The 19,131-nt window shown below is 69.3% G+C and carries 33 protein-coding genes; 32 read left to right on the forward strand and 1 reads right to left on the reverse strand.

The genetic code is table 11. The features are described 5' to 3' along the window. Positions 1-35: 35 nt before the first annotated feature. Complete coding sequence (locus OHT74_RS17535) at positions 36-1,535, forward strand: recombinase family protein (RefSeq protein ID WP_328620687.1); 1,500 nt, start codon at positions 36-38, stop codon at positions 1,533-1,535. Here OHT74_RS17535 and OHT74_RS17540 read toward each other — a convergent pair whose 3' ends face one another. Then, positions 1,536-2,495: a helix-turn-helix domain-containing protein gene (locus tag OHT74_RS17540; protein WP_328620688.1), complete on the reverse strand. Its 960-nt coding sequence runs from the start codon at positions 2,493-2,495 to the stop codon at positions 1,536-1,538. Between the two features lie 138 nt (positions 2,496-2,633). Here OHT74_RS17540 and OHT74_RS17545 point away from each other — a divergent pair, with 138 nt between their 5' ends. The 31 genes from OHT74_RS17545 to OHT74_RS17695 all read left to right on the forward strand — a co-directional run bounded on the left by OHT74_RS17545 (position 2,634) and on the right by OHT74_RS17695 (position 19,073). Continuing rightward, a complete protein-coding gene (locus OHT74_RS17545) occupies positions 2,634-2,918 on the forward strand; it encodes a helix-turn-helix domain-containing protein (protein ID WP_328620689.1) in 285 nt (94 codons plus the stop codon). A gap of 23 nt (positions 2,919-2,941) precedes the next feature. Then, on the forward strand, positions 2,942-3,592 hold the full coding sequence (locus OHT74_RS17550; RefSeq protein ID WP_328620690.1) for a DUF6907 domain-containing protein: 651 nt from the start codon (positions 2,942-2,944) through the stop codon (positions 3,590-3,592). Next, entirely contained in the window at positions 3,589-3,810 is a 222-nt protein-coding gene (locus OHT74_RS17555; RefSeq protein ID WP_328620691.1) for a hypothetical protein, read from the forward strand. The genes OHT74_RS17550 and OHT74_RS17555 overlap by 4 nt, the downstream gene beginning before the upstream one ends. After that, positions 3,807-3,995: a hypothetical protein gene (locus OHT74_RS17560; RefSeq protein ID WP_328620692.1), complete on the forward strand. Its 189-nt coding sequence runs from the start codon at positions 3,807-3,809 to the stop codon at positions 3,993-3,995. The genes OHT74_RS17555 and OHT74_RS17560 overlap by 4 nt, the downstream gene beginning before the upstream one ends. Beyond that, positions 3,992-4,258 (forward strand): hypothetical protein, encoded by a 267-nt coding sequence (locus OHT74_RS17565; RefSeq protein ID WP_328620693.1) that lies wholly within the window; start codon positions 3,992-3,994, stop codon positions 4,256-4,258. Before OHT74_RS17560 ends, OHT74_RS17565 begins: the two co-directional genes overlap by 4 nt. A gap of 73 nt (positions 4,259-4,331) precedes the next feature. After that, positions 4,332-5,240 (forward strand): bifunctional DNA primase/polymerase, encoded by a 909-nt coding sequence (locus OHT74_RS17570; RefSeq protein WP_328620694.1) that lies wholly within the window; start codon positions 4,332-4,334, stop codon positions 5,238-5,240. Next, positions 5,237-6,448, forward strand: coding sequence for an AAA family ATPase (locus OHT74_RS17575; protein ID WP_328620695.1), 1,212 nt, complete (start codon positions 5,237-5,239; stop codon positions 6,446-6,448). Before OHT74_RS17570 ends, OHT74_RS17575 begins: the two co-directional genes overlap by 4 nt. 220 nt (positions 6,449-6,668) lie before the next feature. After that, entirely contained in the window at positions 6,669-7,175 is a 507-nt protein-coding gene (locus tag OHT74_RS17580; protein WP_328620696.1) for a hypothetical protein, read from the forward strand. Beyond that, the gene (locus OHT74_RS17585) at positions 7,172-7,354 is read left to right on the forward strand and encodes a hypothetical protein (protein ID WP_328620697.1); all 183 of its coding nucleotides are present in this window, start codon (positions 7,172-7,174) and stop codon (positions 7,352-7,354) included. The genes OHT74_RS17580 and OHT74_RS17585 overlap by 4 nt, the downstream gene beginning before the upstream one ends. Continuing rightward, a complete protein-coding gene (locus OHT74_RS17590) occupies positions 7,351-7,689 on the forward strand; it encodes a hypothetical protein (protein ID WP_328620698.1) in 339 nt (112 codons plus the stop codon). The genes OHT74_RS17585 and OHT74_RS17590 overlap by 4 nt, the downstream gene beginning before the upstream one ends. Before the next feature lie 51 nt (positions 7,690-7,740). Continuing rightward, positions 7,741-8,265, forward strand: a complete 525-nt coding sequence (locus OHT74_RS17595; protein WP_328620699.1) for a single-stranded DNA-binding protein — start codon at positions 7,741-7,743, stop codon at positions 8,263-8,265. A 31-nt stretch (positions 8,266-8,296) separates the two neighbouring features. Next, positions 8,297-8,494, forward strand: coding sequence for a hypothetical protein (locus tag OHT74_RS17600; RefSeq protein WP_328620700.1), 198 nt, complete (start codon positions 8,297-8,299; stop codon positions 8,492-8,494). Further along, positions 8,491-9,150 carry a hypothetical protein gene (locus OHT74_RS17605; protein WP_328620701.1) on the forward strand — a complete coding sequence of 220 codons (660 nt, stop codon included), beginning with the start codon at positions 8,491-8,493 and terminating at the stop codon, positions 9,148-9,150. Before OHT74_RS17600 ends, OHT74_RS17605 begins: the two co-directional genes overlap by 4 nt. After that, positions 9,132-9,302, forward strand: coding sequence for a hypothetical protein (locus OHT74_RS17610; protein ID WP_328620702.1), 171 nt, complete (start codon positions 9,132-9,134; stop codon positions 9,300-9,302). Before OHT74_RS17605 ends, OHT74_RS17610 begins: the two co-directional genes overlap by 19 nt. A gap of 47 nt (positions 9,303-9,349) precedes the next feature. Next, positions 9,350-9,583, forward strand: coding sequence for a hypothetical protein (locus OHT74_RS17615; protein WP_328620703.1), 234 nt, complete (start codon positions 9,350-9,352; stop codon positions 9,581-9,583). 108 nt (positions 9,584-9,691) lie between these two features. Continuing rightward, positions 9,692-9,850 (forward strand): hypothetical protein, encoded by a 159-nt coding sequence (locus tag OHT74_RS17620; protein ID WP_328620704.1) that lies wholly within the window; start codon positions 9,692-9,694, stop codon positions 9,848-9,850. Then, entirely contained in the window at positions 9,847-10,125 is a 279-nt protein-coding gene (locus OHT74_RS17625; RefSeq protein WP_328620705.1) for a hypothetical protein, read from the forward strand. The genes OHT74_RS17620 and OHT74_RS17625 overlap by 4 nt, the downstream gene beginning before the upstream one ends. Next, on the forward strand, positions 10,122-10,484 hold the full coding sequence (locus OHT74_RS17630; protein ID WP_328620706.1) for a DUF6907 domain-containing protein: 363 nt from the start codon (positions 10,122-10,124) through the stop codon (positions 10,482-10,484). Before OHT74_RS17625 ends, OHT74_RS17630 begins: the two co-directional genes overlap by 4 nt. Beyond that, a complete protein-coding gene (locus OHT74_RS17635) occupies positions 10,481-10,861 on the forward strand; it encodes a hypothetical protein (RefSeq protein WP_328620707.1) in 381 nt (126 codons plus the stop codon). Before OHT74_RS17630 ends, OHT74_RS17635 begins: the two co-directional genes overlap by 4 nt. 49 nt (positions 10,862-10,910) lie before the next feature. Then, positions 10,911-11,075: a hypothetical protein gene (locus OHT74_RS17640; protein ID WP_328620708.1), complete on the forward strand. Its 165-nt coding sequence runs from the start codon at positions 10,911-10,913 to the stop codon at positions 11,073-11,075. A gap of 11 nt (positions 11,076-11,086) precedes the next feature. After that, positions 11,087-11,386 (forward strand): hypothetical protein, encoded by a 300-nt coding sequence (locus OHT74_RS17645; protein WP_328620709.1) that lies wholly within the window; start codon positions 11,087-11,089, stop codon positions 11,384-11,386. A 1-nt stretch (position 11,387) separates the two neighbouring features. Beyond that, complete coding sequence (locus tag OHT74_RS17650) at positions 11,388-12,032, forward strand: hypothetical protein (RefSeq protein ID WP_328620710.1); 645 nt, start codon at positions 11,388-11,390, stop codon at positions 12,030-12,032. Positions 12,033-12,251: 219 nt separating this feature from the next. Beyond that, positions 12,252-12,509: a hypothetical protein gene (locus OHT74_RS17655; RefSeq protein WP_328620711.1), complete on the forward strand. Its 258-nt coding sequence runs from the start codon at positions 12,252-12,254 to the stop codon at positions 12,507-12,509. Between the two features lie 14 nt (positions 12,510-12,523). Beyond that, positions 12,524-12,703 (forward strand): hypothetical protein, encoded by a 180-nt coding sequence (locus tag OHT74_RS17660; protein ID WP_328620712.1) that lies wholly within the window; start codon positions 12,524-12,526, stop codon positions 12,701-12,703. Between the two features lie 149 nt (positions 12,704-12,852). Next, positions 12,853-13,296, forward strand: coding sequence for a DUF732 domain-containing protein (locus OHT74_RS17665; protein WP_328620713.1), 444 nt, complete (start codon positions 12,853-12,855; stop codon positions 13,294-13,296). 94 nt (positions 13,297-13,390) lie between these two features. After that, entirely contained in the window at positions 13,391-13,669 is a 279-nt protein-coding gene (locus tag OHT74_RS17670) for an HNH endonuclease (RefSeq protein ID WP_328620714.1), read from the forward strand. 162 nt (positions 13,670-13,831) lie between these two features. Continuing rightward, positions 13,832-14,116 (forward strand): hypothetical protein, encoded by a 285-nt coding sequence (locus OHT74_RS17675; protein WP_328620715.1) that lies wholly within the window; start codon positions 13,832-13,834, stop codon positions 14,114-14,116. After that, complete coding sequence (locus tag OHT74_RS17680) at positions 14,073-15,626, forward strand: terminase large subunit domain-containing protein (RefSeq protein WP_328620716.1); 1,554 nt, start codon at positions 14,073-14,075, stop codon at positions 15,624-15,626. Before OHT74_RS17675 ends, OHT74_RS17680 begins: the two co-directional genes overlap by 44 nt. 13 nt (positions 15,627-15,639) lie before the next feature. Further along, on the forward strand, positions 15,640-16,914 hold the full coding sequence (locus tag OHT74_RS17685) for a phage portal protein (protein ID WP_328620717.1): 1,275 nt from the start codon (positions 15,640-15,642) through the stop codon (positions 16,912-16,914). Between the two features lie 10 nt (positions 16,915-16,924). Next, on the forward strand, positions 16,925-17,596 hold the full coding sequence (locus tag OHT74_RS17690) for an HK97 family phage prohead protease (RefSeq protein ID WP_328620718.1): 672 nt from the start codon (positions 16,925-16,927) through the stop codon (positions 17,594-17,596). A 211-nt stretch (positions 17,597-17,807) separates the two neighbouring features. Next, positions 17,808-19,073, forward strand: a complete 1,266-nt coding sequence (locus OHT74_RS17695; RefSeq protein ID WP_328620719.1) for a phage major capsid protein — start codon at positions 17,808-17,810, stop codon at positions 19,071-19,073. Positions 19,074-19,131 lie beyond the last annotated feature (58 nt).

Below are 19,131 nucleotides of genomic sequence, written 5' to 3' on the forward strand. Positions count from 1 at the left end.
TGACTAAGACACCCCAGTGGTGCCAGACTTGGGCGATGAAGCCCATCCGGCCCACAGCTGGCCAGCTGATCCGCGCCGTCATCTACGTCCGCATCTCGCAGGACCGCACCGGCGCCCACCTCGGCGTCGACCGTCAGCGGGAAGACTGTGAGGCCCTCGCCGCGAGCAAGGGCTGGGACGTCGTCGAGACCTACGTCGACAACGACATCTCGGCCTACTCCGGCAAGCGGCGACCCAACTACCGACGCATGCTCGACGACCTCGAGCAGGGCGTGGCCACGGTCGTCGTCTCCTGGCACACCGACCGGCTGCACCGCTCCCCCACGGAGCTGGAGGAGTACATCGACATCAGCCAGCGCCGCGGCGTGGATACCCACACCGTGCAGGCTGGCGACCTCGACCTGTCGACCTCGTCGGGGCGCATGACCGCTCGTATCCATGGCGCTGTCGCCCGCCACGAGTCCGAGCACAAGGCAGAGCGCGTGTCGCGCGCCCGGCTCCAGAAGGCAAAGGCCGGAAAGTGGGGCGGGGGCATTAGGCCGTTCGGGTGGGGCATGCCCACCGGCGAGACGCGGAAGAAGGTCGACCGGGCGACGGGTGAGGAGATCGAGGTGCCCGTCCTCGACATGGACCAGCTCGTCCCCGAAGAAGCCGCAGCCATCGAGACCGGCATCGACATGATCCTGTCGGGCGGCACCATCAAGGGCTGGGTCCGGTGGCTCGCCGACAAGGGACTGACCACAACGCGCGGCAACCCGATCGGGCACACGGAAGGCCGCGAGATGCTGATGCGCGCACGGAACGCCGGCATCGCCATCTACAGGGGCGAGGAGATCGGGCCGGGCAGCTGGGCGGCGATCGTTCCGGAGGAGAAGCATCGCGCCGTCGTCGCCGTCCTCATGGACCCGAACCGGCGGACCACTCCTGGCGCTCAGCCGAAGTGGCTGGGATCCCTCCTGTACCGGTGCGGCCGCGGCGAGTGCACCGAGACCGTGTACGTGACCCAGTCGGGCGGCCGGCGGTACCCGAGCTACCGGTGCAAGACCGCGCATGGTGGCGGCCGCCAGGCGGCGAAGGTCGACGAGTACGTGCAGGACACGGTCATTGCCCGGCTGTCCCGGCCGGACGCTGCCGACCTGCTGCTGCCCGGCCCGTCGGACGTGAACGTCGCCGCTCTGCAGGTGGAGAGCGAGCAGATCCGCCGGCGCCTCACCGACCTGGCCGCCCTGTTCGGGTCGGGGCAGATCGACATGCAGCAGTTCACTGAGGGCTCGGACGTCGCCCGCGCTCAGCTGGATGGTGTTCAGCAACAGATGTCGCGGGCTGCAGTGAAGGACCCGCTGGTGAAGCTCGTCGGCGCGAAGGACGTGGGGAAGGCCTGGCACGCCCTGCCCTTGGAGGAGCAGCGCGGCGTCCTGCGCACGCTCGTCACCGTGACGCTGACGCCTCCGAGGCTCGGCCCGCTGCCCGACGGCGGGCGCTTCGATTACGACGCCGTCAAGTTCGACTGGAGGCGGGGCCCCGGAAGCACATAATCACGACCGGTGCTTTCCGCGACTGAAGAGAGACCTCTTCCGAGGCCGATCAGCAAGCGCCTCATATGCCGCGCTCAGATCCCTTTCAATCTCTGTCGTGTAGACCTTTTCGCGCCACGCCTTCAGCTCCGCCTCCCCGACCATTGCATCGCATAGCTCCTTGTACTTGCGGGAGATTTCCGACCACTTCAAATTGAGCTCGCCCTGCAGCTCGTCCAAGATTTCACGGGTCACATGCCCTCGCGCGCTCTGAAGGGCGCGCTTTGTTTCATACTCCCCTCGTTGCGCAGCGCGACTATCCCGCTCTTCCGTGACGCTCTTTCCCCACATACCCGTCGCAATTGTTTCGACCAGCACATGGTCGACCGGCAGCGTGTCGTCAGGCGAGGTCAACCGCTCAGCTAGACGGCGAGACAGCTCACTGCCCAGGAATTTGTTGGTAGCCCCACTTAGGTGCGCTTTAGTCGGCCACAACGTCGCGAGTAGGTGGTTGTAAAACGTGACTCTCCGCGACGCATCCTTCAGCGTCTCGAAGGGGTCTTCTGGGGATTCGCCTTCAATTGCCCCGAGCTCAAAAAACTCATCGCTGTCAGCAGTGGCTTCCGCCGCAGACGCACCGCCGAAGGGGTCGCCAAAGGTGAGGGTTGTAATGGCCGGGCCAAGGCGGTGCGCCTCGATCCAGACCGACTCCCCAAGTAGAACCTGCTCATCCGGTGGAAGTAGAGGCTGACTCCAGCCGCCAAGTCGTTTGACGATGGATGGCAGCAGGGCTAGCTCCTCGAATTTCAGGTCCCTGTTTCCGCCTTCCAGCGCGGCGACACTGCTCCTACCCCACGTCAGGCCGAAGTGCTTCGCTGCCTCCGCGACGTCGTCCTGGCGGAGGTCCTTCTCTGCGCGAAGCAGTCGCAGCCGCTCACCAACGATGGCCGCTAGTGGCCGTGGCTTGCCGTCCTTAGTCATGCCCTCACCGTAGGCGGCTTGCAGCGTTTGGCGCCAGACGCGAGGCATGGAGCGTCCAGATGCGAACGCTTGACATCCGCAACCCAACAGGGGGATCGTTTGCAGCGTCAGAAACCAAACTCTGGAGGACGGCAACTGATGCCAACTGATGAGCTGGTGCGGAGCGCGGGCGAGGTGGGCCGGTGTGATCACACGTGGGTCACCGTCGACGATCTGGCCGACGAGCTCCAGATCCCCAAGTCCACGATCTACGGCTGGAAGTGCCGTGGGTTGGGCCCCACATGGACCCGGGTCGGCAAGCACCTTCGCGCCCGTCGAGTCCACGTGGACGCATGGCTGGACAGCCTGAACGCCGACAACAGCGAAGCCGCCGCGGAGGCAACCGCAACGGCTTCGAGCGAGCACGTCACCCACACCGCGTAGCAGCAGAGATAGGGACACGCTCAATGACCATCATTGCAGACCAGCCGCAGGCCACCAAGACGGAGCCCGGCCAGCTGGGCGGTCCGCTTCTGGCCACCGTCCGGCAGGCCCTCACCGAGTCCGGCGCCGGTCAAGCCGTCATCGACGAGGCCGTGCTGGCCGTGGCGAGCGGCCAGGTTCACCAGGCCGCCGCGACGGCAGTGGAGGAGCAGGACACGCACGTCGTCCGCCCCTTCTTCGACTGCCTCAGCCTCGTCATCAACCACATCGTCACCGGCGCGCCGCTGACCTTGGCTCGCGAAGCGGCCGAAGCCCTCGCCGCCACACCGCCCGCACAGGCCGGCCACCACCCCTGGTGCCACGTCGACAAGTGCATCCCCCACCGCTACGAAGACGGCGCCGTACTCACCGAGCACCGCGGCCCCGCGTACACCGCCGAGCTCACCGACGGGCACGAGGTGCTGCGCCTGCGCGCCGAACTCGGCAGCGACGAGAACCTCATCGACTACAAGGCCAGCGCCTTCATCTGGGCTGGCGACAACGACGGCCTGTCCTTCGACCAGGACACCCTCGGCCGCGCCATCGACAGCCTCGACACGTTCCTCGACGGGCTCCGGCACCTGCACCGCGTCATGAACCAGCCCCGCACGCCGAAGACGGAGGAGCAGGCGTGACCGCCACCGACTGCACACTCAGCATTCAGGCCCAATCGGCGCTGACCCCCAAGGTCATCCGCGCGCTGGTGAACATCGCCGAGGCCAAGCAGGACGCCGAGCCGGCCGTTGCCCGCTTCCTCGACGGCCTCGCGCACCTGGTCGTCCAGAGCGGCGACCCTGACACCGTCTTCGACTTCACCCTCGCCGTCCTCGACCGCAACGAGGACGGGCAGTGACCGGCACCCAGACGGCTCCGGCCGCCGCCGACCGCCCGGTCCGAGACCCGGACCCGGACCGCAACGCCGCCTACTGGGCGCGCATCGACGCCATCGCCGCGGCCGCCCCTCCGCTCACAGACATCCAGCGCGCGCGACTGCGCGGCATCTTCCAGCAGGCCAATCGCCAGGAGGCAGCAGCATGACGACGCACCCGGGCGACTGGCCCGTCACACAGCCCGTCGACCTCGACGCGCTGCAGGACGGCTACACCGCCGACGAGATCGAGCTGCGGCAGCGGGTGAACGCCCAGCGAGCCCGCATCGAGATCACCCTCAACTCGGTGCGGGCCGACCTCGAGGAGCAGCCCAGCCCGGCCTGCGTCCGCGCGGCCGCCCGCCGCTGGCACGACGCCATCACCGCCATGACCGACGACGTCAGCGCCGCGCTCCTGCGGAATAGCGCCTGACGGTACGGGCGGGCGTACCCGGTGCGCCCGCCCTTCACGGACCCCAACCCAGCTCGGAGAGAAGAGCACGTTCGTGAACGTCGGCATCAAGATCCCCCCGGCTCCGCTGGATGCCGCCCTGGCCTACGCCTCCATCGGCGTCAAGGTCTTCCGCGTCCGGCGCGACAAGGCGCCCTACGCCAACTGTTCCCGCTGCGACATCAAGAGCAGCGCCTACATCAAGCACCGTCCCGAGGACTGTCAGTGCGGGGTGCCGACCTGTCACGGCTTCTGGTCGGCGACCACCGACGCGGACCTGATCCGCCGCTGGTGGACCGAGGAGCCCGACGCCAACATCGGCGCCCCCTGCAAGCTGAACGGCTGGGCAGTCCTCGACATCGACCCCCGGCACGGCGGCCACCTGTCCCTCCGCGGCATTGAGCAGCGCGTAGGCGTCCTGCCCGGCACGGCCATGCAGATCACCGGCGGCGACGGCCTCCACATCCTGTACCTGTCCCCCGGCTTCGACCTCCCCGGCGAGCCCTTCCCCGGGGTGGAGTTCAAGCACAACAACTACATCGTGCTGGCGCCCTCCCTCCACTCCTCCGGCGCCCGGTACCGCTGGTACGGCGACGGCCGCTTCTACCTGCCGACGGTCGCCTGGCCGAGCGCCCTGCTCCCCCGGAAGGAGCGCCCGCAGATCCCCGGCCAGGCCCGCCGACAGCCGTCCCTGTCCGGCATCCGCCGACCGGGCAAGCACTGGACCGTCGAGAACCTCGTGCAGCACGTCATGGACTCGGCCGACGGCAACCGCAACAGGAGCCTGTACTTCGCCGCTTGCCGCGCCCAGGAGACCGCGGCCCAGGGGTTCCTCGACCTGTACGAGGCCGAGACCGCGCTCATGTCGGCCGGGTGCTCGGTCGGCCTGGACGAGCGGGAAGTGCTCGCCACCATCCAGAGCGCCGGCCGCCGTCCGTCCGACAAGACTCGGGCGGCGGCGTGACGGCCACCGACTTCGACGAAGCCGCGGCCCGGTTCTGGGGCGAGGAGGAACCGCCGTCCGAGGCGCCGGCGGATCAGCCCGAGCCGACCGCGGCCCGCCGACTGATCCTCACTCCGGCGTCCACCATCCGCATCAAGCCCGTCCGCTGGCTCTGGGACACGACCCCGGCCGAGGCCCCGCCTACCTCTCACGGCCGCATCCCGCTCAACTCCCTCGGCATCGCTGCCGGGGGGCCGGGCCTGGGCAAGTCACAGTTCGCTGGCTGGGTGACCGCCCGGATCACTACGGGCACCCTCCCGGGCGAGCTGTACGGCAAGCCCCGCGGCGTGATCTACGCGGCCACCGAGGACTCGTGGTCGTACACCATCGCGCCCCGGCTGGTCGCGGCCGGCGCGGACATGGACCGCGTCTTCCGTGTCGACGTGGCCGACGACGAGGAGCTGCACGCGCGGCTCACCTTGCCCAAGGACATCTCGCTCATGGGGAAGGCGGCTGAGGAGTACAGCGTCGCGCTGCTGGTCGCCGACCCGCTGCTGTCGATGATCGACAGCAGCATCAACGACTACCGGGCAGCCGAGGTCCGGTCTGCGCTGGAGCCCCTGGTGGCGGCGGCAGACCGGTACGGCTTCACGATCCTCGGTCTCGCGCACTTCACGAAGGCTGGTGGCTCGGATCCCCTGAGCAGGGTTGCGGGCTCCGGCGCATTCGGACAGATGATCCGGTCCCTGATCGCCTTCGCCAAGCAGGAAGGCGAGGACGGCACCGAGGAGTTCGTCATGAGCCTCGAGAAGAACAACCTCGGCCGGCTCGGCCTCCCGTCCCACGCCTACACGATCCAGCCGGTGACCGTCGACACCGACGAGGGGCCGTCCTACGTCTCCCGGTTCGTACTGGGGCCGGAGTCGACGACGTCCGTGCGGGAGGTCATGCGGGCCGAGACCACGGGCGAAACCAACGGGTCCTCAAACGAGGTCGTCGAGTGGCTGCAGGGCTACCTCACCGACCTGGGCGGCTCCGACGAGGCGCGGGAGATCAAGAAGGCGGCTCGCGCCCAGACCTTCAGCGACTCCTCGGTCGACCGGGCCAAGAAGAAGCTGGCCATCCGGTCGCGGCAGCAGGGGTTCGGGAAGGAGCGGACCTCGCACTGGTTCCTGCCCTCCGCGTGGGTCGACGAGGGCGATCCCGCCAGCTCACCACACACGCCCTGACGTACATGGTGCCGTTGGTGAGATTGGGCCTGACCTGCGACGTCTCACGCACGTGGGGCTGACGAGATTGACGAGATTGGTGACGAACATGGGCTCCCCAATCTCACCAATCTCGTCACCCCGATCCCCAATCTCGTCACCATCTTCGTCACCCGAAAACCCCTGGTCACCCCCATTCTCACCAATCTTTTCAATCAACTTTGTGTGTAGGGAGAGGGACATGTCCGAGACCGAGCACTTCATGTACCGCTTCGCCGTCGCCGCTGCCGCAGTGGCGTCCGACTACGGCGACACCCGGGTCCGCGGCTACCTGACCGAGCACCCGGACCACGTCGCTGCCCGCCTCGACGAGATCGACAGCATCGTCAAGGCCGTCCGCCAGGCCGTCGAGCAGGAACGGGCCGAGGGCAAGTGGGCCGGGCTGGTTGCCGCGCCCGCCGGCGCCGCGCTGTCCGAGCTGATCGAGCACGCCGTCGAGTTCGAGACCCACAGCTGCGACTGCCCGTTCTGCCTCCGCGGCGGCCGCGACACCGACAGGGTCGTCCTCGACGAGCTCGACCGGATCGAGGCACTGCCCACCGTGCAGGCCGACGACGGCCGCGCGAACACCTTCCCGGTCGGCGTCCGCTGGACCGCACGCATGATCCGTGAGGCCATCGACCGCGGATCTCCCGCCGAGTCGATCGGCGTGCGAGTCAGCCCGCCGCCGCTCCGGCTCCTGCCGTGAACGTCGACGACGTCATAGCCGAGCGGATCGCGGCCGCCCGGGCCCGCGCCGAGCTCGCCAAGAAGCAGCGCGCCGCCCGTGCCGCCGCCCGCAAACGCGGCGTCGCCATCCGCAATGCCGCCAAGCTGCGCACCGCCAACTACCGCCGGTACGCCACCCCAGAGAGGGAGACCCCATGACTACGACACAACAGCTCCTGGTCCTCGTCGACGACCCGGCGAACCCCATGTCCGCCCTGGCCTATCGGCGCCTCCTCGATCGCGCCACCGAGGCCTACGGCATCGCCCACCACTACGCCACACAGGGAGCCGTCGACGAGGAAGTCGCGCACCGAGAAGCTCTGGCGGCGACGCTGGCAGCCGTCGGCCCCGGATACGCCGCGGCTGCCATTTGCGGCATCAGCGAACGACTTGCGTCCACCTTGCCCGAGACGGCGATGCACTCCCTCGGCGCCTGGGCCGCCGAGGTTGACCTCGAGGTAGTCGAAGACATCACCGGGGCCAACGGCACCTGACCGACATCCCCCAAAGCGACAGCCTCACCACCGAACCCGAAGGAGTCCGCCATGGCAGGCGAGACCGTTATCACCATCGTCGGCAACCTCGTCGACGACCCCGAGCTCCGCTTCACCCCCGCCGGCGCCGCCGTCTGCAAGTTCCGCGTCGCCTCGACCCCCCGCGTCTTCAACAAGACCACCAACGAGTGGGAGGACGGCGACAGCCTGTTCCTCACCTGCTCCGTCTGGCGCCAGGCCGCTGAGAACGCTGCCGCCACCCTCGCCCGCGGCATGCGCGTGATCGTCCAGGGCCGCCTGAAGCAGCGCTCCTACGAGGACCGCGAGCAGGTGAAGCGGACCGTGTACGAGCTCGACGCCGACGAGGTCGGCCCGTCGCTCCTTCGAGCCAGCGCCGTCGTCACGAAGAACACCGCGGGTGGCCAGCCGTCGGCCGCACCTGCCGCCGACGGCTGGGCGGGAGCTCGGCCCACGCAGCAGGGCGGCGGCTGGGGAAGTCAGCAGGCGCCCGCCCAGCCGTCGGCGCCCCCAGCCGCGGCGCCGGCCGGGGGCGCCTCCGACGAACCGCCCTTCTAGCCCGAGACGACCAGGACGAGAGGTAACGCCAATGACCGCTTCCGAAGTGGGCTGGCTCCTCACCGGCGCACAGCTCGGCGTCATGCTCTGCGTGATCGCGTTGGCCGTCAGCACCACGCGGCAAAATTGCCGCACCAAGGCATACGCGGAGGCGACCGCCACCCGGGCTCTGAAGTACAGAGCGACCGACGGATGGCGCGGCATCCTCGTAGGCGGGGAGACGCCGTGACCGACTGCCTGCTGTGCGAACAGCCCGACGACACCGGCGGCTACCTCTGCCCAGGCTGCACGAAAGCCACCGTCGGACGGCTGACCTCCCTGCCGGGCCTGTACGACGAGCTGCTGCCGTTCCTCACCCCGGGGAGCGGCGGCAGCACCGTCCGCCGCCCGTCCGCCGTTTCGGCCCCGCTGCCCGTCTCCGAGGTGGTGCTCAGCCTCCGCGGGCCCGGCGGCGTGGTGGGCGTGGTCGAGGACTGGCTGGCTGCGGTCCGCGACGCACGCTGCATGCAGCCGGTGACGCCGGTCGGGTCGGTGGAGTCCCGGCTGCGCGCCGCCGTCGACGGACTGTCCGCGAACATGCCCTGGATCGCGGTGTCCTGGCCGGACGCCGGCACCTTCGCCGAGGAGATACGCGACCTCGAGCGCGGCATCACCTCCGTCGTCGACCCTGCCGACCGCAGCGAGCGCGGCACCCGCGTCGGCACCTGCCCGGCGGTCGACGACGGCGGCGTGATCTGCGGGGCCGTACTGCGCTACCAGCCCGGCGCCAAGCTGGTCGTCTGCTCCTGGTGCGGGTGCGCGTTCCCACCGGCCACCTGGCAGGGCCTCCGCGCATTCATCGAGCACGACGAACAGGAGGCGGGGCAATGGCAGAGCGCATCGTGACGTGCCGGATGACGGACCGGTGGGGCCACCGCTGCACCGGCGAGGCCATCGACCCGGACGGCGAGGCCCTGATCTGCATTCGCCACTACGGGGCCGCCATTCGGACAGTGCGCGAAGCTCAGGCCAACGCTCCTAAGCAGCACAACAGTTGAGCGCCATCACCTTGCGATCTAACCCTGGGTTGGATACGCTATGCGCGATGGAAGCGAAGCCCTGGCGGGACCGCGTCCGACAGGAAGACGAGCTGGTGGAACAGCTCCAATTCCAGGTGTCGCAAGCCGCCAAACGCAGAGCAGAAGCCCTACTCGAAGGCGTGGCCGAACTCGGATCCGTAGCCGAAGTGGCTCGGACGCTGGGCAAGAGCTGGAACGCCATCGACAAGGCGATCAAGAAGAACGGGCCAAGTGGAACGGGCCCCGACACAACCGAATAGAGCGGGAGCCGGACGACAGCTCTTCCAGGTGGTGGAACACCCGGAAGGCGCGCGCGTCGCCCGACCCCCTAACCCAGCACGTCCTGACCTAACCAGGAGGACTCGGCTATGCCGAAGCTTACGACGCGTGCTCACCAGCCCGCCCCCGCCCCCATGCCCAGCAGGCGTCTGACCGCCGCCGGCACCCACCACCCGGGCGACAGCGACCCGAACCCCGACGAAGCCCCCCGCCGCGTCCGCGCCACCCAGTCCGGCGGTGCCCGATGAGCGAGATCATCGCCACCCCCACCGAGGACTGCCGCGAGCTCCTCGTCGCCATTGCCGACTATCTGGCCCGCGCCCGACCCACCCACGCCATGTGGGAGGCCTCCCGACTCCTCCTCGCCCGCCAGTTCGCCGTCGCCCGCTTCGGCGACGACATGGCGCTCGTCGACGAGGCCGAGCAGCAGATCCTCGGCTGGGCCCCCCAGGTCCGGGCCGGAGTCACCCGCGACGAGTACGCCGCCCAGCTGCGCCTCGCCGCCCAGGGGGTGACCGCGTGACCAGCCCCCGCACCATCACGGTGCCCACCATCGACCACGGGCTGCTCACCCTCACCTGCCCGGCATGGTGCGCCGGCCATGACACCCGCCTGCCTCAGTACCAGGCCGACCTCAGCCACACCGGGCCCGAGCACGCCTTCCGCTTCGACGGCGACCAACTGTTCAAGGCGATGCTCACCCAGTACCCCTTCGGCAGCGGCAGCCGCGAGACCGGCCTGTACGTCGAGGAAGCCGGCTTCGCCCGCACCCTCGACCCTGCCGGACTCCGGCAGCTCGCCGCCACCCTCACCGTTCACGCCGTGCACCTGCGGACCCTCGCCGGCCAGCTCGACGCCCTCCTTCACGGAGGTGAGCGATGACCAGCCCGGCCGAGGTAGCCACCCGGCGCGCCAGGGTGCGCCAGCTGGCGCAGAGTGGCGCATCCTCCCGGCAGATCGCCGACGAGCTCGGCGTCTCCAAGGACACCGTGCTCCGCGACCTGCGCCAGTCGGATGCGCCAGTCGAAGCGCCACCTGAGACACCGGCGCAGCGCCGCGCCGCCCGGCTGGCGCAAGCCGAGGAAGCGGTGCGCCAGGCAAGCGCCGCAGTTCAGGCCGTCATCGAGGCCCGGCCCAGCCACACCATCACCGACGACGAGACCGCCCGGCGCTGGTGTGGCGCACTCCGCAACGCGGCTGACGCACTCGCGGCGCAGGCCGACGCATTCGCCGAGTACTACCCGTGCGCCACCGCCTGAGCCAGGCATGCGCCACCCCATCCACCGATGCGCCACAGGGCGGACATCCATGATCACTTACCACGGGCTCGGCTACTGGGGACTGCTCACCGTCCCCGCCGCCCTCGCCCTCCTGCGCCTCCTGCCCACCGGCAGCCGCGCCCACAAGCTCCTCGCCCGTCTGATCCTCGGCGCCCTCGCGCTCGCCACCGCCATCGTCGCCCTCTCGTACTGAAGGACCCACACGTGAAGACGCACCTGCTCGCCGCCATCGACACCGCCGGCGCACACACCATGGCCGCCCCCAACGCGCCCGCCGGACAGAGCGGCTCCGTGCCCATCTCCGTCCTCCTCGTCATCGTCCTCGCCGGCTGGGCCTGGCAGATGCACAAGCACGGCAAGGACACCAAGAAGCTCCACCTCCTCCCCGGCTTCGTCTGCCTCGGCCTCGGCCTGTCCCTCTCCGGCACCCAAGTCGGCACGATGGTCGCTGGCCTCTTCGGCAGCGTCGGCGGAATGCTCGCCACCTTCGTCGGCAACGCCTGACGTGATCGGGCCCGAGGACGACACCCTCGACCTCACGGACGACCTCGCGTCACTCCGTGAGGCGCCGGGGCCGCCCTGCCCGTGCTGGTTCCACCGGCGGGCCGACCACGCCCAGCAACTCACCGACGGCGGCCGGGCCATCGCCCGAGAGCTCGGCCGCCGCCTGGCCGGCGACACCATCGGCAGCCTCGCCCTCCGCTATGGGGCGACGGCCTACGCCCTGGGCCACGCCGGCCACGCGCTCTCGGAACTCCCCTTCGCCGGACCGGCCGCCGCGGCCGCCCTGACCGTCGCCGCCTGGCGCGCAGGGCGGCCCGTCCCGCCCGACCTCGAAGAGCTCCAAGCCGACTTCCTCGACGGGCTTCTCGACCTCATAGGGGACCGGCCCGGCATCCACCTCCGGGAGCTGTACGGCGCCATCCGCTCCAATCCGGCGGGCCAGCACCTCGACGACGCTCGGATCCGCGCGCTCCTCGTGCACTGCGGAGTGCCCATCCAGAAGATCCGCATCGGCACCGTCACGGGCCTGTCCGGCATCAAGGCCACCGACATCGAAGCCCTACTCCCCTGCGAAACCCCGTCAACCCCTTCCGAAGATGTAGACGCAGGTCAGCGCCCTCCGGAAGGGGCCGTAGACCGCCCGTAGAACGGGCCGTAGACCACCAGGACAAGCCGATGCGACGCCACATCCACGCCCTCATCCACAGGCTGGGGATCGCCCACACGACCGTCTACTGCGAGATATGCGGCTGGTGGTACCCGCCGCACAGCCACTGAGAACACACGCCCTTCCGCCGCCGAAAGCGATCACTCAGGATGAGCAGTGCAGGGTGCACTCGGGCACCCGCAAGCCGGAGGAGCCGCGGTGACGAACGACCTTGAAACAGACGAAGACCGCCCCGAGATGGTCAAGCTGGAACAGCTCAAAGACGAGTACCGGCAAGCCAACAAAAACCACGACTGGTTCCGCGAGAACCTCGAAGAAGAAGTGGCCACAGGCCGCTACTCCGAGGAAGAGGCAGACGAGATGAGCGTGCGCCTCGAGGAGAGCGGACGCGAGCGGCTCGCCGAAATCCAGGGTCGGATCGAGGCTCACTGCCGTACCTACGGATTGCGCCTCTGAGCCACACTGGAGCCATGCCCGAGCCGCTCCTCGTCGACCCCTACGCCGCCCACGCCGCCACAGGAATCCGACCCGGCACCATCCGCGTCTGGCTCCACCGCGGACACCTCACCCACCACGGCCACGACAAGGCCGGCCGAACCCTCGTCGATCTCAACGAACTCCAGGCCCGCCTAATGCCTCAGGCCGCTTGACCAGCATTAGCCAGAGGTGTAACAGTGAGGGCACATCTGGCGTGCCCGGATAAAGACCTCAGAGAGCCCCGCCACCGTGCGGGGCTCTCGCACGTCACAGGTGAGTCACGACCACACCGCGGAAGCCACCGCGCAGCGAGGCTGTCCCGATGCGCACACACCACGCCATCACCCTGCTCGCCGCAGCCGGCCTCCTCGCCCTCACCGGCTGCTCCACCGTGACCAGCGAACCCAAGCCCGACGCGAAGCCCACCGCCTCCACGCCCACTTCCCAGCAGAGCATTGCCCCCGAGGCGCTCAACTCCGCGGCCGCCGCAGCCGGCATCCCGCCCAGCCCGGCCCCCGAGCAGCGCGCCATCTACCTCGCCGCGCTCAACAAGATCGACCCTGAGATCGTCAACGGCAAGGATGACAAGGCGATCAGCCGCGGCCTGAGCCAGTGCCAGTCCATGAAGGACGAGAAGGACCCGACCAAGCGGGTCGAGTCCACGAACCGACGCTTCATCGGCCCCAACCACCCGGACGGCTTCGGCCCCACCAAGGCCGCGTTCATCCTCGCCGCCGTACAGACCAACCTCTGCCCCACCTACTGACGGGGCCACCAGACCATCCGGTGCGGATGGGCGTGGGTGCAGCCGCCCGGGACGAGGGCCCCGGGCGGCAACCTGCCAACGGAGGAGGCGAGCCATGGCCAAGCGCCGTGACCTCACCACCTACGCCTACCGCAAGCAACGCGCCCGCCTCCTCGCCGAGTCCGACGTCTGCCACATCTGCGGCCACGCAGGCGCCGACGTCATCGACCACCTCACACCGGTGAGCCGAGGCGGCGACCCCCTCGACCCCGACAACCAGGCGCCGGCCCACGGGGTGAAGCGCTGCCCGACCTGCGGGCGGAACTGCAACGGGGAGCGGAGCAACAAGCCGCTGACCAGCGGGCTCAAGACCTCACGAGACTGGTACGCGTAGCAATATCGCAAGTCTCTGACCTGCATGAACGCGATGATCACAAAGCCGCAGGTCAGGAGCTCGCCCGATTTTTTGGGAAGATCATCTTCCCAGCCCCGCGCCCAGCTTTTATTTTTCTCTCCCCGGTCCGGATGCCACCGGGACGATCTTGGAGGTGCGCCCGTGGGCCCCGTCGAGACAACCGTCCGCGACGATGTCGAGCTGCTCGGCGACCTCAACGGCGTTGAGCCGTCCCTGGCCGAAGTCGCCTACACGCTGGCCCACTCCATTGACGTGCTGGCCTCTGGCGAGTGCGACACCTGCGGCTCGTCGGTGCCGACCGGGGACACCGGCAAGACCCTGCCCCAGTTGACCCGCGAGCTTCGGCAGACCCTGGCTCAGCTGCTGGAGGGACGGGCCGCCGATGACGACGAGGACGAGCTCGGAGACCTGGCGTCCCCCGTCTGAGCTCGCCGAGCAGCTGCGCGAGCTGTACGGGCTGGACTGCCCGCCGCTGTGGGGCACGCCCCGCCGCCCGGAGTGGCCGAGCCTGGGCCCCCAAGCCTGCAAGGTGATGCGGGCGCTCGGATTCGAACCCATGCCATGGCAGCGGTACGTCCTGGACGTCGGCCTGGAAATCAACCCCGAGACCGGGCTGTTCGCGCACCGCGAGGTCGGCCTGTCCGTGCCGCGGCAGCAGGGCAAGACGCAGCAGATCCTCGCGCTGATGACGCACCGCATCGCGGCGTGGCAGCGGCAGAACGTGGTGTACGCAGCGCAGACGAGATCGATGGCCAGGCAGCGCTGGGAAGACGAGTTCCTCGTCACGATGGAGGGCTCGTCGCTGGCGCCCCGGATCCGGCCGCGGAAGAGCAACGGGAACGAGGCGATCATCTGGACGCGCACGCGCTCGAAGTTGGGCATCACCTCGAACACTGAGAAGGCCGGACACGGTCCGGCTCTCGACCTCGGCGTGATCGATGAGGCGTTCGCCCACGAGGACGACCGGCTGGAGCAAGCGTTCTCCCCCGCCATGCTCACCCGGCCGATGGCGCAGCTCTGGTGGGCGTCCGCCGGCGGCACCGAGAAGTCGGTGTGGCTGAACAAGAAGCGCGCCGCCGGCCGCGAGCTCATCGAGTCCCTGTGGGACGGCGGCCCCCGGCCGTCCGTCGCCTACTTCGAGTGGTTCGCTCCGGATGACATGCCGCGCGACGATCCAGCCACGTGGGCGGCGACCCTGCCCGCGCTCGGCTACACCGTCACTGAGGCGGTCATCCGCTCAGAGCTGGAGAAGTTGGACCCGGGCGAGTTCGACCGGGCCTACCTCAACCGGACCCGGAAGGCTGCGCCGCCGAGCGACCCGAACGTGCCCAAAGCTGCGTGGCCTGGGCTGGCCGATGAGCGGTCCCGGCCCGGCAGCGAACTGGCCCTGGCCGTCGAGGTGTCACAAGACCGGACCACGTCCACGATCGCACTGGCCGGGCTCCGGCCGGACGGCCTGGTGCACCTCGAGGTCATCGACCGCCGGGCCGGTACGGACTGGGTGGTTCCTGCGCTCGTCCGGCTGCGGCAGCTGCACGATCCGGTGGCCGTGGCGATCTCGGCGTCCGGGTCCCCGTCCTCGTCGCTGATCGATGACCTGGTGGCCGCCGGCATCCGGGCGCCCGAGGGTGACGAGAAGGAACACCCGCTCCCGGGCCACCTGGTGGTGATGCGGACCGGCGACATGGTGGAGGCGTCCGGGCAGATGGCGGACGCGATGACGCAGGGCACGGTGCGGCACATCAATCAGGCACCGCTGACTGCTGCGGTGTCCGGGGCGATGACCCGGCCGGTCGGTGATGCATGGGTCCTGGATCGGCGTAAGTCGCTGTCAGATGTGTCGCCGCTCGTAGCTGCGGTGCAGGCGCGGTGGGCGCTGCTCACCCGCGGGCCGCTGGTCCGCGACGACTACGACGTACTCAGCTCGGTGCTGTGAGGAGGGGGATCTGATGGGCCCGACTCTCGGCCCCGATGGGGTGTGGTACCCGGGCGGCGCCCCGCCGTCCGAGCCTGGCGGCTGGCGCCGCATGGGGCGCGTTCTGGCCGCGCCGTTCCGCTGGATGGGCGGTGTCAGCAAGCGGGCAATCACCTCGCTGCCCTGGCTCAGCGGGGGCGGCGCATCGGCGCAATCCACCGCGGCGGCCCGCGCGCTCCAGCTGATCCCGCTGTTCGCCTGCGTGCGGATCCTCGCCGACTCGATCGCCTCCCTGCCGGTGCAGACGTACCGGAAGAACGGCGCCTCGCGGGAGGTGCTGACGTTCGTGCCGTCGCTGCTGTTCGCGCCGGCCGCCCGCGACAACCTCTTCGAGTGGATCCACAAGTGCGTGGTGTCGCTCGCCCTGCGTGGCAACGCATACGGGCTGATCACGCAGCGGGACGACTTCGGATTTCCCACGATGATCGAGTGGCTGAGCCCCGACGACGTGTGGGTCGACGAGTCCCGGCCGACACTGCCGATCTTCTACTGGAAGGGCGTCGAGGTACCGCGCGAGCAGATCGTCCACATCCCGTGGGTAGTCATGCCCGGCAAGGTCGTCGGGCTGTCCCCCGTGGCGTACTTCGCTCACACCATCGGCGTGGGCCTCTCCGCCACCGAGTACGGCCTCAGCTGGTTCGACAATGGGGGCACCCCGCCGAGCGTGCTGAAGAACTCGGCGAAGACCATCACGCCGGACGAGTCTGCGGAAATCAGTGACCGGCTGTCCGCACGAGTCCGCGCCCGCAAGCCTCTGGTGCTCGGCAGTGACTGGGACTTCGAGGCGCTGAAAGTTAGCCCCGAGGAGTCGCAGTTCATCGAGACGATGCGGCTCAATGCGTCGCAGATCGCCGCGATCTACGGCGTCCCCCCTGAGATGGTGGGCGGCGACTCCGGCGGCTCGATGACATACGCCAACGTCGAGCAGAACGCGATCAACTTCGTCGGCTTCACCCTGCGGCCGTGGCTCGCCCGGCTGGAAGCCAAGCTGTCCGCACTCATGCCGGGCAAGGAGTTCGTCCGCTTCAACGTGGACGCGATGATCCGCGTCGACCTGACGACCCGCTACCAGGCCCACTCCGTTGCGCTGCGGGACGGCTGGCGCAACCGCGATGAAGTCCGTGCGATCGAGGACCTGTCGCCGCTGCCACCTGGGCAGCACGGCGACACCTATATGCCCGTGGCGCTCCTGGCCGCGGCCGAATCCCAGCCCGACGAAGAGCCGGCGGGCGGCAACCCATCTGAGTGAGGAGGCCCCGGTGACCGACACCGAGCGGCGCTTTACCAAGGTGCCCGTCGAGCTGCGGGCCCAGGCAGACCGGAAGACCATCGGCGGGTACGCGGCCGTCTTCAACCGGCAGAGCAGCAACCTTGGCGGGTTCGTCGAGGTCGTCGACCCGGCCGCGTTCAATGCGTCCCGCGGCGACGGCTGGCCGGACGTCATCGCGCGCTACAACCACGACGACAACATGCTGCTCGGTTCCACCGGGTCCGGCACACTGCGGATCATGGTGGACGGGACCGGCCTCGATTACGAGGTGGACCCGCCGAAGGCGCGCGCGGACATCCTCGAACTCGTCCAGCGCGGCGACGTCCGCAAGTCGAGCTTCGCGTTCCGCACGATCGAGGACGAGTGGGGCACCACTGACCAGGGGTTCCCGATGCGGACCCTGCTCCGCGTGCAGCTCGTCGATGTGGCCCCGGTCAACACGCCCGCGTATCCCGACAGCACGGCGGGCCTGCGCTCGCTGGCACGGCACATGGACGCGGACTTCGAGGAAGTGCGCAAGCTCGCCGAGCAGGACGAGCTCCGCAAGTTCTTCGTCCGCACAGACCCCACCACGGGCAAGCCCAAGGTGCAGGAGAAGGCCAGCTACGGCGCGGCCGCCCGCATGGCGCTCCTCGCTCGGAAGACCGACCCCTACGCCTGAGCGTGGGACGCAGCAAGCACAAGGTACGCCCGCCTAGCGGCGGGGGCCCGGCATCCCGCCGGGCCTGCCGATTGGAGACCCCGTCGGCACGTGCAGCACGGAGCAGTGATCAGACGACCGCCGATTGCAGCACGCGTCGGCCGCAGGCACCAGACCTTGGTGCGGGGCGTCGTGGGCTCCCGTCCAGCTACATCCCGACGGGAGCATTTCCATGTCCGAAGTTGCCAAGAAGCTGCGCGAGCGCCGGGCCAACGTGTGGGAGCAGGCCAAGGAACTGGCCGACCGCGCGTCCGACGAGAACCGCGCGTTCTCCGGCGAGGAAGAGAAGTCCTGGGTCGCACTGAACAGTGAGCTCGACGCGCTCGACGTGCGGATCAAGGCCGTGCTCGACGGTGAGCAGCGGGCCAAGGACGCCGAGGACGCCATGAGCCAGCTGCGCGGTGAGCCGCGCAGGCAGGGAGGCGCCAGCGGTCAGGGCGGACCGGAGGGCGGCGACGTCGCGCTCCGGAACTTCCTGCGCGGGGAAGGTCCGCGCGCCATCGACGTCAACCCGAGCGGGCCGGTCAACTTCCGTGACCTGTCCAAGCTGTCGTCCGGCGCCGGCGGAGCGACCGTGCCGACGTCGTTCTACGACCGGCTCGTCGCCCACCTCATCGAGTCCTCGGCGATCCTCCAGGCCGGTGCCACCGTCCTGAACACCACAAGCGGCGAGGTCATCCAGATCCCGAAGACCACCGCGCACAGCTCGGCGGCGATCGTCACCGAGGCCGGATCCATCGGCGAGTCCGACCCAGCGTTCGGCCAGGTCTCCCTCGGGGCATTCAAGTACGGCACCCTCATCCAGGTGTCCCGCGAGCTCCTCACCGACACCGGTGTGGACCTGGAGGGATACCTCGCGATGCAGGCCGGCCGCGCGCTGGGCAACGCGTTCGGCGCACACGCCATCACCGGCGACGGATCGTCCAAGCCCCGCGGCATCCTCACCGATGCCTCGGCCGGTGCGACCGGTCCGAACGCGGCAACCCCCGTGGGCGGCTTCGGAGTGCAGGCTACGGCGGGCCAGGGCGCGGACCTGCTCATCACCCTGTTCCACTCGGTGATCTCCCCCTACCGCATGTCCGGATCCTGCCGGTGGCTGATGGCCGACAGCACTGCGGGCGCGGTTCGGAAGATCAAGACGTCCGAGGGTCAGTACATCTGGCAGCCGTCCGTCATCGCCGGGCAGCCGGACACCATCCTCGGCAAGCCGGTCCTCACCGACCCCAACATGCCGGCCATCGCCGCCTCGGCGGAGTCCGTGGCGTTCGGCGACTTCTCGCAGTACTTCGTCCGCCTCGCGGGCGGCATCCGCTTCGAGCGGTCCGACGAGTTCGCCTTCGGCAATGACCTCGTCACCTTCCGGGCGCTGATGCGTGCGGACGCCGCGCTCGTCGACCTGACGGGCGCCATCAAGACCTTCACCGGCGGCACCGCCTAAGAGCCCGCGGCAGGGCAGCCCCCACCGTCCCCGGGGGCTGCCCTGCCCCGGATAGGAG

This window comes from Streptomyces sp. NBC_00354, assembly GCF_036106915.1.
In the GTDB taxonomy this organism is placed as follows: domain Bacteria; phylum Actinomycetota; class Actinomycetes; order Streptomycetales; family Streptomycetaceae; genus Streptomyces.

Bases quoted from the DNA above. Each gene is read 5' to 3' on its own strand.
- OHT74_RS17680 (WP_328620716.1), top strand. From the start codon at position 14,073: ATGACGACGAGGACGAGCTCGGAGACCTGGCGTCCCCCGTCTGAGCTC.
- OHT74_RS17640 (WP_328620708.1), top strand. From the start codon at position 10,911: ATGATCACTTACCACGGGCTCGGCTACTGGGGACTGCTCACCGTCCCC.
- OHT74_RS17590 (WP_328620698.1), top strand. From the start codon at position 7,351: ATGACTACGACACAACAGCTCCTGGTCCTCGTCGACGACCCGGCGAAC.
- OHT74_RS17625 (WP_328620705.1), top strand. From the start codon at position 9,847: ATGAGCGAGATCATCGCCACCCCCACCGAGGACTGCCGCGAGCTCCTC.
- OHT74_RS17565 (WP_328620693.1), top strand. From the start codon at position 3,992: ATGACGACGCACCCGGGCGACTGGCCCGTCACACAGCCCGTCGACCTC.
- OHT74_RS17615 (WP_328620703.1), top strand. From the start codon at position 9,350: ATGGAAGCGAAGCCCTGGCGGGACCGCGTCCGACAGGAAGACGAGCTG.
- OHT74_RS17635 (WP_328620707.1), top strand. From the start codon at position 10,481: ATGACCAGCCCGGCCGAGGTAGCCACCCGGCGCGCCAGGGTGCGCCAG.
- OHT74_RS17600 (WP_328620700.1), top strand. From the start codon at position 8,297: ATGACCGCTTCCGAAGTGGGCTGGCTCCTCACCGGCGCACAGCTCGGC.
- OHT74_RS17550 (WP_328620690.1), top strand. From the start codon at position 2,942: ATGACCATCATTGCAGACCAGCCGCAGGCCACCAAGACGGAGCCCGGC.
- OHT74_RS17620 (WP_328620704.1), top strand. From the start codon at position 9,692: ATGCCGAAGCTTACGACGCGTGCTCACCAGCCCGCCCCCGCCCCCATG.
- OHT74_RS17535 (WP_328620687.1), top strand. From the start codon at position 36: ATGAAGCCCATCCGGCCCACAGCTGGCCAGCTGATCCGCGCCGTCATC.
- OHT74_RS17545 (WP_328620689.1), top strand. From the start codon at position 2,634: ATGCCAACTGATGAGCTGGTGCGGAGCGCGGGCGAGGTGGGCCGGTGT.
- OHT74_RS17580 (WP_328620696.1), top strand. From the start codon at position 6,669: ATGTCCGAGACCGAGCACTTCATGTACCGCTTCGCCGTCGCCGCTGCC.
- OHT74_RS17695 (WP_328620719.1), top strand. From the start codon at position 17,808: ATGTCCGAAGTTGCCAAGAAGCTGCGCGAGCGCCGGGCCAACGTGTGG.
- OHT74_RS17670 (WP_328620714.1), top strand. From the start codon at position 13,391: ATGGCCAAGCGCCGTGACCTCACCACCTACGCCTACCGCAAGCAACGC.
- OHT74_RS17540 (WP_328620688.1), bottom strand. From the start codon at position 2,495: ATGACTAAGGACGGCAAGCCACGGCCACTAGCGGCCATCGTTGGTGAG.
- OHT74_RS17660 (WP_328620712.1), top strand. From the start codon at position 12,524: ATGCCCGAGCCGCTCCTCGTCGACCCCTACGCCGCCCACGCCGCCACA.
- OHT74_RS17685 (WP_328620717.1), top strand. From the start codon at position 15,640: ATGGGCCCGACTCTCGGCCCCGATGGGGTGTGGTACCCGGGCGGCGCC.
- OHT74_RS17610 (WP_328620702.1), top strand. From the start codon at position 9,132: ATGGCAGAGCGCATCGTGACGTGCCGGATGACGGACCGGTGGGGCCAC.
- OHT74_RS17665 (WP_328620713.1), top strand. From the start codon at position 12,853: ATGCGCACACACCACGCCATCACCCTGCTCGCCGCAGCCGGCCTCCTC.
- OHT74_RS17595 (WP_328620699.1), top strand. From the start codon at position 7,741: ATGGCAGGCGAGACCGTTATCACCATCGTCGGCAACCTCGTCGACGAC.